Origin of the sequence: Streptomyces sp. NPDC058751, from assembly GCF_042746485.1 — a bacterium.
Lineage (GTDB): Bacteria > Actinomycetota > Actinomycetes > Streptomycetales > Streptomycetaceae > Streptomyces.
In genome coordinates this window covers 44,908-58,367 of the sequence record NZ_JBHYPZ010000056.1, presented here as the reverse complement: position 1 = coordinate 58,367, position 13,460 = coordinate 44,908, and the positions used below count along the sequence as shown (strand labels likewise).

The following is a 13,460-nucleotide window of genomic DNA, read 5'->3' as shown; positions in this document are numbered from 1 at the left end:
GTGCGCCGATCCCCCGATTCCTGATAAGCACAAACGGGCCGCGGGGGGGGCGTGAACCTGATGGTTCCGGCCACCCCGGCGGCTTTGTGCGGTCCTGGAAAGGCCCTCCACGGGCCCGGGAAGCCCCACGGGCACACGAACGCCGGAGGGCCCGCAGCGTGATCGCTGCGGGCCCTCCGGCGTGTTCCGTAGGCCCCCTGCGGGGCCGTACCGGCTGCGGCGGCTTCGTGCTGCTGCCGGTCAGTCCTCGTCGCGGCGGAGCGAGGGCTTCAGGTCCTTCAGCCGGCCCAGGAGGCCGTTCACGAACGAGGGCGACTCGTCCGTGGAGAACTCCTTCGCCAGTTGCACCGCCTCGTCGAGCACCACGGCGTCCGGGGTCTCGTCGACCCAGATCAGCTCGTAGGCGCCGAGGCGCAGGATGTTGCGGTCGACGACCGGCATCCTGTCCAGCGTCCAGCCGACGGCGTACTGCGCGATGAGCTCGTCGATGCGCCGCGCCTTGACGGCGTAGCCCTCGACCAGCTCCATCGTGTATTCGCTGACCGGGGGCTGCCGGGTGTCGGACCGGGAGTGCCGGATCCAGTCCGCGAGGACCGTCAGGACGTCCACACCGCGCTGGTCGCCCTCGAAGAGGATCTGGAAGGCGCGCTTGCGGGCCGTGTTGCGGGCAGCCACGGTTAGCTGTTCACCCGGCCGAGGTAGTCGCTGGTGCGGGTGTCGACCTTGATCTTCTCACCGGTGGTGATGAAGAGCGGGACCTGGATCTGGTGACCGGTCTCCAGGGTGGCGGGCTTGGTGCCACCGGTGGAGCGGTCGCCCTGGACGCCCGGCTCGGTCTCCTGGACGACCAGCTCGACGGCGGCAGGCAGCTCGACGAAGAGCACCTCGCCCTCGTGCTGGGCGACGGTGGCCGTGAAGCCCTCGATGAGGAAGTTGGCGGCGTCGGCGACGGCCTTGCGGTCGACCATGAGCTGGTCGTACGTCTCCATGTCCATGAAGACGAAGTACTCGCCGTCCATGTACGAGAACTGCATGTCGCGCTTGTCGATCGTGGCCGTCTCGACCTTGACGCCGGCGTTGAACGTCTTGTCGACGACCTTGCCGGAGAGCACGTTCTTCAGCTTGGTGCGCACGAAGGCCGGGCCCTTGCCGGGCTTGACGTGCTGGAACTCGACGACGGACCAGAGCTGGCCTCCGTCGAGCTTGAGCACCAGGCCGTTCTTGAGGTCGTTCGTGGAAGCCACGGTTGCGGAATCTCCTGGACTGACGTGGACGACCCCGGCGCACGCGCGCGGCCCGAAGGCTAGAGCGCGAGCAGTTCCTTGGTCGTGATGGTGAGTAGCTCGGGTCCGCCGTCCGCCTCAGGGCGCACGACGAGCGTGTCATCGATCCTGACACCGCCCCGGCCCGGGAGGTGGACCCCCGGTTCGACGGTGACCGGCACGCAAGCGTCCAGTTTACCCATGGCTGCGGGCGCAAGCTGCGGGTCCTCGTCGATTTCGAGCCCGACACCGTGCCCCGTCAGGGGCGGAAGGCCTTCGGTATGGCCCCCGGCGTCCAGCACCTGACGGGCCGCGTGGTCCACGTCGCGGTAGGCGGCGCCGGGTGCCAGCGCCTCCCGGCCGGCGCGCTGGGCGGCGAAGACGAGGTCGTACAGCTCGATCTGCCAGCCTGCGGGCGAGGTGCCGATGACGAACGTACGCCCGATCTCGCACCGGTAGCCGTGGTAGGTGGCGCCGAGGCAGACGGAGAGGAAGTCGCCCTCCTCGACACGCCGGTCGGTGGGCCGGTGGCCGCGGCGTCCCGAGTTCGGTCCGGTGCCGACCGAGGTCGCGAAGGCGGGTCCGTCGGCGCCGTGGTCGACGAGCCGGCGTTCCAGTTCCAGGGCGAGGTGGCGTTCCGTGCGGCCGACGAGAATCGACTCGAGGAGTTCACCGAGCGCCTGGTCGGCGATCTCGGCGCCGATCCGCAGCGTGGAGATCTCCTCCTCGTCCTTGATCACGCGGAGCTGTTCCACCGCGCCGCCCAGGTCGGCCAGGCTCAGCCGCGGCGCGACCGAGCCGAGTGCGCGGTGCCGGGTCACGGTCAGGTGGTGCTCCTCGACCGCGAGGGACTCGGCGCCCTGACCGGCCGCGAGCCTGGCGGCGGCGACGGCCGGATCGCCTCCGGTGCGCGGCAGCACCCGGACGTCCAGCGCCTCGTCGGGGCGCCCTTCCATGGCTTCGCCGGACAGCGGGCCCGCGCACAGCAGCACGTCCTCGTCACTGCCGAGCAACAGGACCGCGCCGGGCGGCGCGGCGCCGGCGAGATACCTCACGTTGGCGGGACGGGTGACGAGCGCTGCCGCGCTGCCGCCCGCCGTACAGCGCTCCCGGAGCCGCTCTCTGCGGGTCGCGTACACCTCTGGCATGAATCGAGCCTACGAGCGGTGGCCGGATGTCGCCGGTCCAGAGGGCCGGACGGGTAGCCCTCCGCCCGGACGAACGGCCCCGGACCCTGCCCCGGTCCTTGCCCTTGCCCCTGCCCCTGCCCACGGACCGGACCCCTCGGCCTCGGACACCGCCGACCGGACCGGACCGGCTCGGCACCGCCCGGCCCGAGCCCTCCTCGGCGCCGCCCCGGCCCGGGCCCTTTCAGCACCGCCGACAGGCGAACCCTTTCAGCACATCGGCGGGGCGGACTCGTTCACCACTGCGGCGGGCTGGCGATCGAGCGGGCCAGGACGTCGTCCAGGAGGCGGGCCGTGGCGGGCACGTCGAGCTGGGAGTTGTCGATGATCGGGAGTCCGGAGCCGTACCAGCCGGCCATGCGGCCGTGGATGCGCGCGACCTCCTCGTCACCGAGCCTGCGGTTCCCCGAACGCTCCGCGTTGCGCTCCAGGACCACTTCCAGGCCCGGCAGGAGCACGACCGGCAGCAGCCCCGGGCCCACGTGCCGCTTCCATCCGCCGAGCCCGACGACCGGCCGGTCCGGGAAGACGGCGTCGTCGAGGATGCACGAGATGCCGTTGGCCAGGAAGTTGCGGGCGGCGAAGCCGCAGGTGCGGCGGGCGAGACGATACTGCGCCTCGGAATGGTCGTTCCATCCCGACTGGGGGTCGGCGAAGCCCGAGCGCACCCATTCGCGTACGTCGTCGAGGCTGATGTGGGCCGTGGGCACCCGGCGGTGGTCCGCCCAGTACTTCGCGACGCTGGTCTTGCCCGCGCCCGCGGGGCCGATGAGCAGGACCGCGAGCGTGGTCGCCGCCGGGTCGGGCGCGCCCGTGACGGGCGGCGGGCTCGGCATGGCCACCGAGACGCCCGAGGGCAGCTGCACGTGTCCGGTGGTGTCCGGAGCGGGCGGCACGGGCGGATGCGGCGGAGGCTGCGCCGACGGGTGCTGCGGCGGCTGCGGGGGCATCTGCTGCGGTGGCAGATGGTGCTGCGGCGCCTGGGCGGGAGGGGCGCCGGGCGGCCCCGGTGTTCCGGCGAAGCCCGGCGCGGGCGCGGGGCCCTGCTGCCCCGGGTACTGTCCGGCCGGCGACCATCCGGCGGCCGGCCCTTGCCCCGGCTGGTGGGGCGGCGGCAGCGGAGCCCCCACTGCGTGCTGCATCCGGTGCCACTCCGTCTCGTACAGGCGATGTGCGCGTGACGACGGGACGCCGGTCCCGTCGCTACTGAACGGTACCTTCCCCGGCCGCCGTTGTGTGAACGGCCGGGGACCGTGCGAAGTGCCCGGTGGGAAGAGGCAGAACGGGCTGAACAGGTGTCCTTCGGGCCGTACGGCCCCGCGAGGCGCCGCCCGTTACTCGCCGACCTCGCCGTACGCGGCGAGCAGGACGGCCGGATCCGGGCCCTCCAGGACGGTCGGCCTGGCCAGTCCGTCGAGGACGATGAAGCGCAGCAGGTCGCCCCGGGACTTCTTGTCGACCTTCATGTTCTCCACGAGCTTCGGCCACTGGTCGTAGCGGTAGCTCAGCGGGAGACCGACGGACTCCAGGATCGTGCGGTGCCTGTCGGCGGTCGCGTCGTCCAGCCGGCCCGCGAGGCGGCCGAGTTCGGCGGCGAAGTGCATGCCGACGGAGACGGCGGCGCCGTGCCGCCACTTGTAGCGCTCGTTCTTCTCGATGGCGTGGGCGAGCGTGTGACCGTAGTTGAGGATCTCGCGCAGCCCCGACTCCTTGAGGTCGCCGGAGACGACCTCGGCCTTGACCCTGATGGAACGCTCGATCAGCTCGGCGGTGTGCGGGCCCGCGGGCGTCCGGGCGGCCTCGGGGTCGGACTCGATGAGTTCCAGGATCACCGGGTCGGCGATGAAGCCGGCCTTGATGATCTCCGCGAGCCCGGAGACGTAGTCGTTGACGGGCAGCGAGTCGAGCGCGGCCAGGTCGCACAGCACGCCCGCGGGCGGGTGGAAGGCGCCGACGAGGTTCTTGCCCTCGGCGGTGTTGATGCCGGTCTTGCCGCCGACCGCCGCGTCGACCATGGCGAGCACGGTGGTGGGGACGGCGATCCAGCGCACCCCGCGCAGCCAGGTCGCGGCCACGAAACCGGCGAGGTCGGTGGTGGCACCTCCGCCGACGCCGACGACGACGTCGGTGCGGGTGAAACCGGACTGGCCCAGCGCCTTCCAGCAGTAGGCCGCGACCTCGGCGGTCTTGGCCTCCTCGGCGTTCGGCACCTGGATGGCGACGGCCTCGAAGCCCTGCTCCGCCAGGTCGGCGCGCAGCGCCTCACCGGTGTCGGCGAGCGCCTCGGGGTGGATCACGGCGACACGCTTGGCCCTGTCGCCGATCAAGGCACCGAGTTCACCGAGGAGCTGACGGCCGATCAGGACCTCGTAGGGGTCGGTGCCCGCGCTGCCGCCGACCTGGACCCGGGTCACTGCCTCGCTCATGCTTCCTTCAACTCCAGTGCGTCGAGGACCTCTTGGGCGACCTCATCGGGGGTACGGCCGTCGGTCGCCACGACCGCGCGGGCGACTTCGGTGTACAGGTGGCGGCGTGCCTCCATCAGCTCGCGCCACTGCTTGCGGGGGTTGACGGCGAGCAGCGGCCGGGCGACGTTCAGGCCGGTGCGCTGCACCGCCTCCTCGACGTCCATGGAGAGGTAGACGACCTGGTGGCCGGTGAGCAGCGCGCGGGTGTCGGCGTCGAGGACCGCACCACCGCCCAGCGCCAGCACGCCGTCGTGCCCGGCGAGCGCCTCGCGCACCGCGCGCTTCTCGATCGCACGGAAGGCGGGCTCGCCCTCGTCGACGAAGATGTCGGCGACGCTGCGGCCCTCGGCGGCCACGATGTCGTCGTCGGTGTCCCGGTAGGCGCAGCCCAGCCGCTCGGCGACGAGCGCGCCCACCGTGGACTTGCCGACCCCCATCGGCCCGACCAGGACCAGCCGTGGGGCGGTCACCGGATGGCCAGGTTCTCGAGGTACGAGCGGACGTTGCGGCGGGTCTCGGTGACCGAGTCGCCGCCGAACTTCTCGGCCACCGCGTCCGCGAGGACGAGCGCGACCATGGCCTCGGCGACGATGCCGGCGGCCGGCACGGCGGAGACGTCGGAGCGCTGGTGGTGGGCCTTGGCGGCCTCGCCGGTGGCGACGTCGACGGTGGCCAGCGCGCGCGGCACGGTGGCGATCGGCTTCATCGCGGCGCGGACGCGCAGCAGCTCGCCGGTGGTCAGACCGCCCTCGGTCCCCCCGGCGCGGCCGGAGACGCGGCGGATTCCCTCGGGCGTGGAGACGATCTCGTCGTGGGCCTGGGAGCCGGGCACCCGGGCCAGCTCGAAGCCGTCGCCGATCTCGACGCCCTTGATCGCCTGGATGCCCATCAGGGCGCCGGCGAGACGGGCGTCCAGCTTGCGGTCCCAGTGCACGTGCGAGCCGAGGCCCACGGGAACGCCGTACGCGAGCACCTCGACCACGCCGCCGAGGGTGTCACCGTCCTTGTGGGCCTGGTCGACCTCCGCGACCATCGCCTTCGAGGCGTCGGCGTCCAGGCAGCGCAGCGGGTCGGCGTCGAGCTTCTCGACGTCGGCCGGGGTGGGGTACACGCCCTGCGGGGCCTTCACGGAGCACAGTTCGACGACGTGGGAGACGATCTCGATCCCGGCCGTCTCCTTCAGGTACGAGCGGGCGACGGCGCCGAGCGCCACGCGGGCCGCGGTCTCACGGGCGGAGGCGCGCTCCAGGATCGGCCGGGCCTCGTCGAAGCCGTACTTCTGCATGCCGGCGAGGTCGGCGTGGCCGGGCCTCGGGCGGGTCAGCGGGGCGTTGCGGGCGAGGCCGTCGAGGATCTCCTGGTCCACCGGGTCGGCCGACATGACCTGCTCCCACTTGGGCCACTCGGTGTTGCCGACCATGATCGCGACCGGGGAACCGAGGGTGAGGCCGTGCCGGACGCCGCCGAGGAACGTGACCTCGTCGCGCTCGAACTTCATCCGGGCACCGCGTCCATAGCCCAGGCGCCGCCGGGCGAGGTGGTCCGCCACCATCTCCGTGGTGATCGGCACGCCGGCGGGAAGGCCCTCCAGCGTCGCGACAAGTGCGGGGCCGTGGGACTCCCCCGCGGTCAGCCAGCGCAACCTGCTCAACGGTGCTCCTCATGCTCGCGCCCTGGTACTGCTGCGTACACGCGTGCTCGCGTACGGCGACGGCGCGACCGGGTGCGCGGCCCTGGCCCGCCGTGTCCGATCCTCCCACGTCCGGACGCGGGAACCGGCCGCAGGTCCATCAGGCGGGACGACCGGTCGCGGACGGGACGGCTCGGGGCGCCCCGTCCCGTGCCCCGCACCTACGCCTGCGGCTGTCCCTGGCCCTGGCCCTGGCCCGGAGCGTAGGCACCGAGGAAGTCGGCACCGCTGGGCCCGGCCTGCGCCGGGGTGCGCGGGAGCTCGTCCTGCTCGCCCTGCTGGTTCTGCTGGTTCTGCTGCGGGGCGTACTCGCCCAGATAGTCCGCGCCGCGCCCCTGCCCGTACTGCGCCGCGGCGTGCACGGGCACCCCCGCCCGCACGGCACGCCGGTACTGGATCTTGCGCTTGATCTTGACGATCCACGAGCCGACGACGGCCAGCACGATCAGCACCAGCACCGTGACCTGCACCCAGTCGGGCATGAACTTCAGAACGAGCTCGAAGATCTCGCCCTTGCCGGACGCCAGCGGCACCCCGGCGGACTCGTTGGTCATGTACCTGACCCCTCCCACCCTGCGCTCCGCCCTCTGCGGAACTCAGCGGATCTTATCGGGAGGCGAGCGCGCGCTCACCGGCCTTTCTCATGGCGCCCACGGGGGCCGGATGCCGTCCGGTCATCCTCTCCACCTGGAACACCGCCTGGTGCACGAGCAGGTCGAGGCCGCCGACCACGGCTCCGCCGTACGCGGACCAGCGCGCCGCGAGGTCGGTCGGCCAGGGGTCGTACAGCACGTCGAAGAGCGTCGTGGGGCGCCCGGGGACGGCCGCCGCCAGCGCGTCCGTGGCACCGGCCGGAGTCGTGGCGATCACCAGCGGCGCCCGCAGCGCCTGTTCGGCGTCGGCCCAGTCCGCGGTGCGCACCTCGATGCCGAGGCGCTCGCCCCACTGCCGCATCTCGGCGGCCCGCTCCGGACCGCGGACGTACACGACGACCTCACCGGTGCAGATCCGCGCGAGGGCGGCCAGCGCGGAGGAGGCGGTGGCGCCGGCGCCGAGGACCGCGGCCGAGTCGACCTGCTCGATGCCGTGCTCGCGCAGCGCGGCGACCATCCCGGGGATGTCGGTGTTGTCGCCGACGCGCCGCCCGTCCTCGGTGAACACGACGGTGTTGACCGCCTCCACGGAGGCGGCCGTCTCGCTGATCTCGTCGAGCAGCGGCATGACGGCCCGCTTGAGCGGCATGGTCAGCGACAGCCCGGCCCACTCCGGTCCGAGGCCCTCGACGAAAGCGGGCAGCGCCGCCTCGTCGACCTCGAACCGGTCGTACGTCCACTCGCCGAGGCCGAGTTCCCGGTACGCGGCGCGGTGCAGCACCGGCGAGAGGGAGTGCTCGATCGGTGAACCGAGCACGGCCGCCCGGCGCGCGTCAGTTTCCGGAGCTGGCATTGAACTTGTCCTTGAGTTTCTCGAACTGGGCCAGCGTCTTGGCGAATTCCGTGTTGTTCCGGCCGTCGGTCGCCACGAAGTACATCCAGCCGTCCTTCGTGGGGTTGAACACCGCCCTGAAGGCGTCGTCGCCCGGATTGCCGATCGGACCGGGCGGCAGACCCCTGTGGTAATACGTGTTGTACGGGTCCGGATTGCTGTTGATCTCGGACTCGCCGATATTGATCTCGCTCTGGCCCTTCAGGTAATTGAAGCTCGAGTCGAACTGCAGCTTCTGGTTGGTCTCGGTGTTGGTGCTCTTCAGACGGTTGTAGACGACCTCGGCCATCTTGCGGTAGTCGTCGTGCGTCTTGCCCTCGGCCTGGACCAGGCTCGCCACCGTGACCACCTGGAGGGGGTTGTCGAGGTTGAGGCTCTTCGCCTTCGCCGCGAGCCCCAGCGCCGCGTACTTCTTGTTGGCCTGCGCGACCATGCTCTTCAGCACGGTCTCGGGCTTCATCCCCTTGGCGGCGGGATACGTCAGCGGGTAGAGGAAACCCTCCAGCGGGTCCTTTATGTCCTCGTCGCTGTTCGCCCAGCTCGGAAGTCCGAAGGTCTTGTACTTCTTCTTCGCGACGGCGCTGGTCGTGCCCTTGGCGAGTCCGAGCTTCTTGTCGATCGCCTCGTACACCTGGGAATTACGGAAGCCGGGAGGAACGGTCACGTTGTTCTGGCTCTTGGGGTCGAGCATCAGCGCGACGGCGCTCTTGGCCGACATCTCCTTGCGCAGGATGTAGGCGCCCGCCTGGATCGACTTGCCCTTGGGATTGTCGTTCTGGGCGGAAACGAACGCGTCCACGCTCTTCACGACACCGGCGGCCTTGAGCTTCTGGCCGATCACATAGCCGCCCTCGCCCTTGCCGATCTCGACGGGAACTTGCCCCGTACCCTCACCAGCGAAATCGGGGGCCGCGCCGAAACGATTCTGGTAGTAGTCGTACCCGAAATACGCGGCTCCGGCGAGACCGCCGCCGAAGACCATGACGACCACCAGACAGGCGAGGCCGTTGCGGCTCTTCTTGCCCTTGCCGCCGCGCTCCTTGCCGCCGCCCCGCCGCTCCTTGAGGTCCCCGCGGCCCCGGCGCTTCTTCGGGTCCTCGTCCTCGTCGGTGTCGTCGGCGGCGTCGTCATCGTCGTCGTCACCGGAAAAGAAGGCGTGTTCGCCCTGGTCCGGCCCCGGGTCCCAGTCCGGCTCGGGTTCGGGCTCGGCGCGGCGCCGGGCCGGCGGCTCGGGCGGCGGATAGGCGTCCGGGGTGTTGTAGGGGTCGGGCTGCTCACCCGTGTACTGGCCGGCGTAGGGGTCGACGGGGTCGGCCGCGTACGGCGCCTGGGACTGCGCACCGGCGCCGCCGTCGGCGTACTGCTGCTGCCCCTGGCCGGGGTACTGCGGCTGGCCCTGGCCGGGGTACTGCTGCCCCTGGGCGTCGTACTGCGGCTGACCCTGCCCCGGGTACTGCTGGCCCTGGCCCGGGTACTGCTGCTGAACGGGGTACTGCTGCCCCTGGGTGTCGTACTGAGGCTGGCCCTGTCCGGGGTACTGCTGGCCCTGGCCCGGGTACTGCTGCTGCCCCTGGTACTGCTGCCCCTGGCCCCAGTCGCCCTGCTGCTGCGGATAGTGCTGCGGCTGGCCGCCGTCGTAGGCGGACTGGCCGTCGGCGGCCTGTCCGCCCCATCCGCCGTCCCCGTACGACGGGTCCTCCGGATGCCACGGTTCGGAGCCATGGCCCCGGCCATACTCAGTCATCGATCCCCTACGAGCCGCGAGCCGGCAGCGGCCGGCTCCCATGGACCGGCTCCCGTCCGCCTCTTTACTGTGCGACGGCTGTTCGAACCCATCGCATCGGGCGGAACGTTACCGTATCGCGATCACATGACCACTTCGACGCCCTCTCCGGGCGACTTGCCTGACACCCGTTCGGATTCCAGTGCCTGCTGCAGGATGATCACGGCCGCTGCCTGGTCGATCACCGACCGGCCCTTCTTCGTTCTCACACCCGCGGCACGCAGGCCCTGGCCGGCCGTGACCGTGGTCATCCTCTCATCCACGAGCCGTACCGGAACAGGAGCGATCCCTTCCGCGAGCTCCTGGGCGAAGGCACGGACCTTGGCCGCGGCCGGGCCCTCGCCCCCCTTGAGGGAGCGGGGGAGACCGACGACGACCTCGATCGGCTCGTACTCCTCGACGAGCTGCCGCAGCCGGCGGTGGGCGGCCGGGACGTCACGTCCCGGAACCGTCTCCACCGGCGTCGCGAGGATCCCGTCGGGGTCGCACGAGGCGACCCCGATCCGGGCGTCCCCGACGTCGATCGCGAGCCGACGTCCTCTGCGCATGTCCGCGGCCCTTACTTGGCCGTCTCGGCGACGAGGCGCTGGACCACGTCGATGGCCTCGCCGACGGCGGCCGGGTTCTGGCCGCCGCCCTGGGCGACGTCCGGCTTGCCGCCACCGCCGCCGCCGAGGGTCTTCGCGGCACCGCGGACCAGCTCGCCGGCCTTCAGACCGCGCTCGCGGGCGGCCTCGTTGGTGGCGATGACCGTCAGCGGCTTGCCGCCCACGACCGTGAACAGGGCCACCACGGCGGCCCGTCCGCCCTGGATGCGGCCGCGCACGTCGAGGACCAGCTTGCGCAGGTCGTCGGCGCCCGTGCCGTCCGGGACCTGCCCGGTGACCAGGGCCACGCCGTTGACGTCCTGGGCCGACTCGACGAGACCGGCGGCGGCCTGCAGGACCTTCTCCGCGCGGAACCTCTCGATCTCCTTCTCGGCGTCCTTCAGCTTGCCGAGCATGGCGGAGACCTTCTCCGGAAGCTCCTCGGGGCGGCCCTTGACCAGCTCCTGGAGCTGGGCGACGACCGTGTGCTCACGGGCCAGGAAGTTGTACGCGTCCACGCCCACCAGGGCCTCGATGCGCCGCACCCCGGAACCGATGGAGGACTCGCCGAGCAGCTTCACCAGACCGAGCTGGGCGGTGTTGTGCACGTGCGTGCCACCGCACAGCTCCTTGGAGAAGTCGCCGATGGTCACGACGCGGACGCGCTCGCCGTACTTCTCGCCGAACTCGGCGATGGCGCCCTGCTTCTTGGCCTCGTCGATGCTCATGACCTCGGCCTGCACGTCCAGGTCGCGGGCGAGCACCTCGTTGATCTGCTGCTCGACGTCCGTCATCACGGCCGTCGGCACGGCGGACGGGGAGCCGAAGTCGAAGCGGAAACGGCCGGGCTGGTTCTCGGAACCGGCCTGGGCGGCCGTCGGGCCGAGGGCGTCGCGCAGCGCCTGGTGCGTGAGGTGCGTGGCCGAGTGGGCGCGGGCGATGGCCTTGCGACGGCGTACGTCGATGACGGCCTGGGCCTTGGCGCCGACGGTGGCCTCGCCGACCTGGACGACGCCCTTGTGGACGTACACACCGGGGACGGGCTTCTGGCAGTCGCGGATCTCGATGATCGCGCCGGAGTCGACCCGGATGCGGCCGGTGTCACCGATCTGGCCGCCGCCCTCGGCGTAGAACGGGGTGCGGTCGAGGACGATCTCGACCTCGTCGCCCTCGGTGGCGGCCGGGGAGGAGACACCGTCGACGAGGATGCCCACGATCGTCGACTCGGCCTCGGTGCCGTCGTAGCCGACGAAGTCGGTCTCACCGGAGGCGTCGGCGATCTGGCGGTAGGCGCCGAGGTCGGCGTGGCCGGACTTCTTGGCGCGGGCGTCGGCCTTGGCCTTGTCCCGCTGCTCCTTCATCAGGCGGCGGAAGCCGTCCTCGTCCACCGACAGGCCCTGCTCGGCGGCCATTTCGAGGGTGAGGTCGATCGGGAAGCCCCACGTGTCGTGGAGCAGGAACGCCTTGTCGCCGGCCAGGACCGTGCCGCCGGACGACTTGGTGTCCGTGATGGCCGTGTCGAGGATGTTCGTGCCGGCCTTCAGCGTCTTGAGGAAGGCGGCCTCCTCGGCGAGGGCCACGGTCTCGATCCGCTGCCGGTCGGTGACCAGGTCCGGGTACTGCTGGCCCATCATGCCGATCACGACGTCGATGAGGTCCTTGACGACCGGTCCGGTGGCACCGAGGAGGCGCATGTTGCGGATGGCGCGGCGCATGATGCGGCGCAGCACGTAGCCGCGGCCCTCGTTGCCGGGGCTCACGCCGTCGCCGATGAGCATCACGGAGGTGCGCATGTGGTCGGTGACCACGCGCAGCGACACGTCGGACGCCTTGGCGGCGCCGTACTCGACACCCGTCAGCTCGGTGGCCTTCTTGATGACGGCCATGGAGGTGTCGATCTCGTACATGTTCTGCACGCCCTGCAGAATCATGGCGAGGCGCTCGAGGCCGAGGCCGGTGTCGATGTTCTTGCTGGGCAGCTCGCCGAGGATCTCGAAGTCGTCCTTCGAGGTGCCCTCGCCGCGCTCGTACTGCATGAAGACCAGGTTCCAGATCTCCACGTACCGCTCGTCGTTGACGGCCGGGCCGCCCTCGACGCCGAACTCGGGGCCGCGGTCGTAGTTGATCTCGGAGCACGGGCCGCAGGGACCCGGGACGCCCATGGACCAGTAGTTGTCCTTCTTGCCCAGGCGCTGGATGCGCTCGGCCGGGACGCCGATCTTGTCGCGCCAGATGGTCTCGGCCTCGTCGTCGTCGAGGTAGACCGTGATCCACAGACGCTCGGGGTCGAGACCGTAACCACCCTTGTCCTGGGGCGAGGTGAGCAGCTCCCAGGCGTAGGTGATGGCCCCTTCCTTGAAGTAGTCGCCGAAGGAGAAGTTGCCGCACATCTGGAAGAACGTGCCGTGGCGCGTGGTCTTGCCGACCTCTTCGATGTCGGGCGTGCGCACGCACTTCTGCACGCTGGTGGCGCGGGCCCAGGGAGCCTTGACCTCACCGAGGAAGTACGGCTTGAAGGGGACCATGCCGGCGGGGACCAGGAGCAGAGTCGGGTCGTCCGCGATGAGCGACGCCGAAGGGACGACGGTGTGACCGCGCTCCTCGTAGAAGCTCAACCAGCGGCGGCGGATTTCAGCCGACTCCATCAGTGGTCCTCATTCCGGTTGTACGAGTACGTCGTGTTGTCGATGTACTTGATCTGCTTGTTGTCGCCGGACTGCCCGCCGTCGATCTCGCGGATGCGGCGTTGCGTGGGCAGTTCGGGGTCCGGGTGCCCGTTCAGGCCGAGCACCTCGCCGAGTTCGGCCTCGCGCTGGACCATCCCGTCGCGGACGTCGAGCGCGAACTCCTTGAGCCGGTGACCCGCGTCGATCGCCTTGTTCGCGGCCTGCGCCGCGAGGCTCTCGGGGGTCAGCTGCCTGAGCTTGCGGTTGACCTTGGTGGTGGCCCATACACCCGCGGCTGCGCCCGCGGTGAACCAGAACGTACGGCGGAACAT

At 71.0% G+C, this 13,460-nt stretch carries 13 protein-coding genes; all 13 read right to left on the bottom strand.

What is annotated here, in order from left to right; all coding sequences use genetic code 11:
* Window positions 1-240: 240 nt before the first annotated feature.
* Window positions 241-675, bottom strand: coding sequence for a transcription antitermination factor NusB (nusB, locus tag ACFW6B_RS36270; RefSeq protein WP_386603176.1), 435 nt, complete (start codon window positions 673-675; stop codon window positions 241-243).
* 2 nt (window positions 676-677) lie between these two features.
* Entirely contained in the window at window positions 678-1,244 is a 567-nt protein-coding gene (gene efp, locus ACFW6B_RS36265; protein WP_351862521.1) for an elongation factor P, read from the bottom strand.
* 59 nt (window positions 1,245-1,303) lie between these two features.
* On the bottom strand, window positions 1,304-2,410 hold the full coding sequence (locus tag ACFW6B_RS36260; RefSeq protein WP_386603174.1) for an aminopeptidase P family protein: 1,107 nt from the start codon (window positions 2,408-2,410) through the stop codon (window positions 1,304-1,306).
* A gap of 275 nt (window positions 2,411-2,685) precedes the next feature.
* Window positions 2,686-3,591 carry a Pro-rich N-terminal domain-containing protein gene (locus ACFW6B_RS36255; RefSeq protein ID WP_386603172.1) on the bottom strand — a complete coding sequence of 302 codons (906 nt, stop codon included), beginning with the start codon at window positions 3,589-3,591 and terminating at the stop codon, window positions 2,686-2,688.
* A gap of 192 nt (window positions 3,592-3,783) precedes the next feature.
* Entirely contained in the window at window positions 3,784-4,875 is a 1,092-nt protein-coding gene (aroB, locus tag ACFW6B_RS36250) for a 3-dehydroquinate synthase (protein WP_386603170.1), read from the bottom strand.
* A complete protein-coding gene (locus ACFW6B_RS36245; protein ID WP_386603183.1) occupies window positions 4,872-5,354 on the bottom strand; it encodes a shikimate kinase in 483 nt (160 codons plus the stop codon). Before ACFW6B_RS36245 ends, aroB begins: the two co-directional genes overlap by 4 nt.
* A gap of 29 nt (window positions 5,355-5,383) precedes the next feature.
* Window positions 5,384-6,568, bottom strand: a complete 1,185-nt coding sequence (aroC, locus tag ACFW6B_RS36240; protein WP_386603167.1) for a chorismate synthase — start codon at window positions 6,566-6,568, stop codon at window positions 5,384-5,386.
* A gap of 200 nt (window positions 6,569-6,768) precedes the next feature.
* Window positions 6,769-7,161 carry a hypothetical protein gene (locus ACFW6B_RS36235; protein ID WP_386603165.1) on the bottom strand — a complete coding sequence of 131 codons (393 nt, stop codon included), beginning with the start codon at window positions 7,159-7,161 and terminating at the stop codon, window positions 6,769-6,771.
* Between the two features lie 52 nt (window positions 7,162-7,213).
* On the bottom strand, window positions 7,214-8,053 hold the full coding sequence (locus ACFW6B_RS36230; protein ID WP_386603163.1) for a shikimate dehydrogenase: 840 nt from the start codon (window positions 8,051-8,053) through the stop codon (window positions 7,214-7,216).
* Window positions 8,034-9,836, bottom strand: coding sequence for an endolytic transglycosylase MltG (gene mltG, locus ACFW6B_RS36225; RefSeq protein WP_386603160.1), 1,803 nt, complete (start codon window positions 9,834-9,836; stop codon window positions 8,034-8,036). Before mltG ends, ACFW6B_RS36230 begins: the two co-directional genes overlap by 20 nt.
* Window positions 9,837-9,958: 122 nt before the next feature.
* Complete coding sequence (ruvX, locus tag ACFW6B_RS36220) at window positions 9,959-10,423, bottom strand: Holliday junction resolvase RuvX (RefSeq protein WP_386603158.1); 465 nt, start codon at window positions 10,421-10,423, stop codon at window positions 9,959-9,961.
* Window positions 10,424-10,434: 11 nt separating this feature from the next.
* On the bottom strand, window positions 10,435-13,107 hold the full coding sequence (alaS, locus tag ACFW6B_RS36215) for an alanine--tRNA ligase (RefSeq protein WP_386603156.1): 2,673 nt from the start codon (window positions 13,105-13,107) through the stop codon (window positions 10,435-10,437).
* A complete protein-coding gene (locus ACFW6B_RS36210) occupies window positions 13,107-13,460 on the bottom strand; it encodes a DUF6167 family protein (protein ID WP_386603154.1) in 354 nt (117 codons plus the stop codon). Before ACFW6B_RS36210 ends, alaS begins: the two co-directional genes overlap by 1 nt.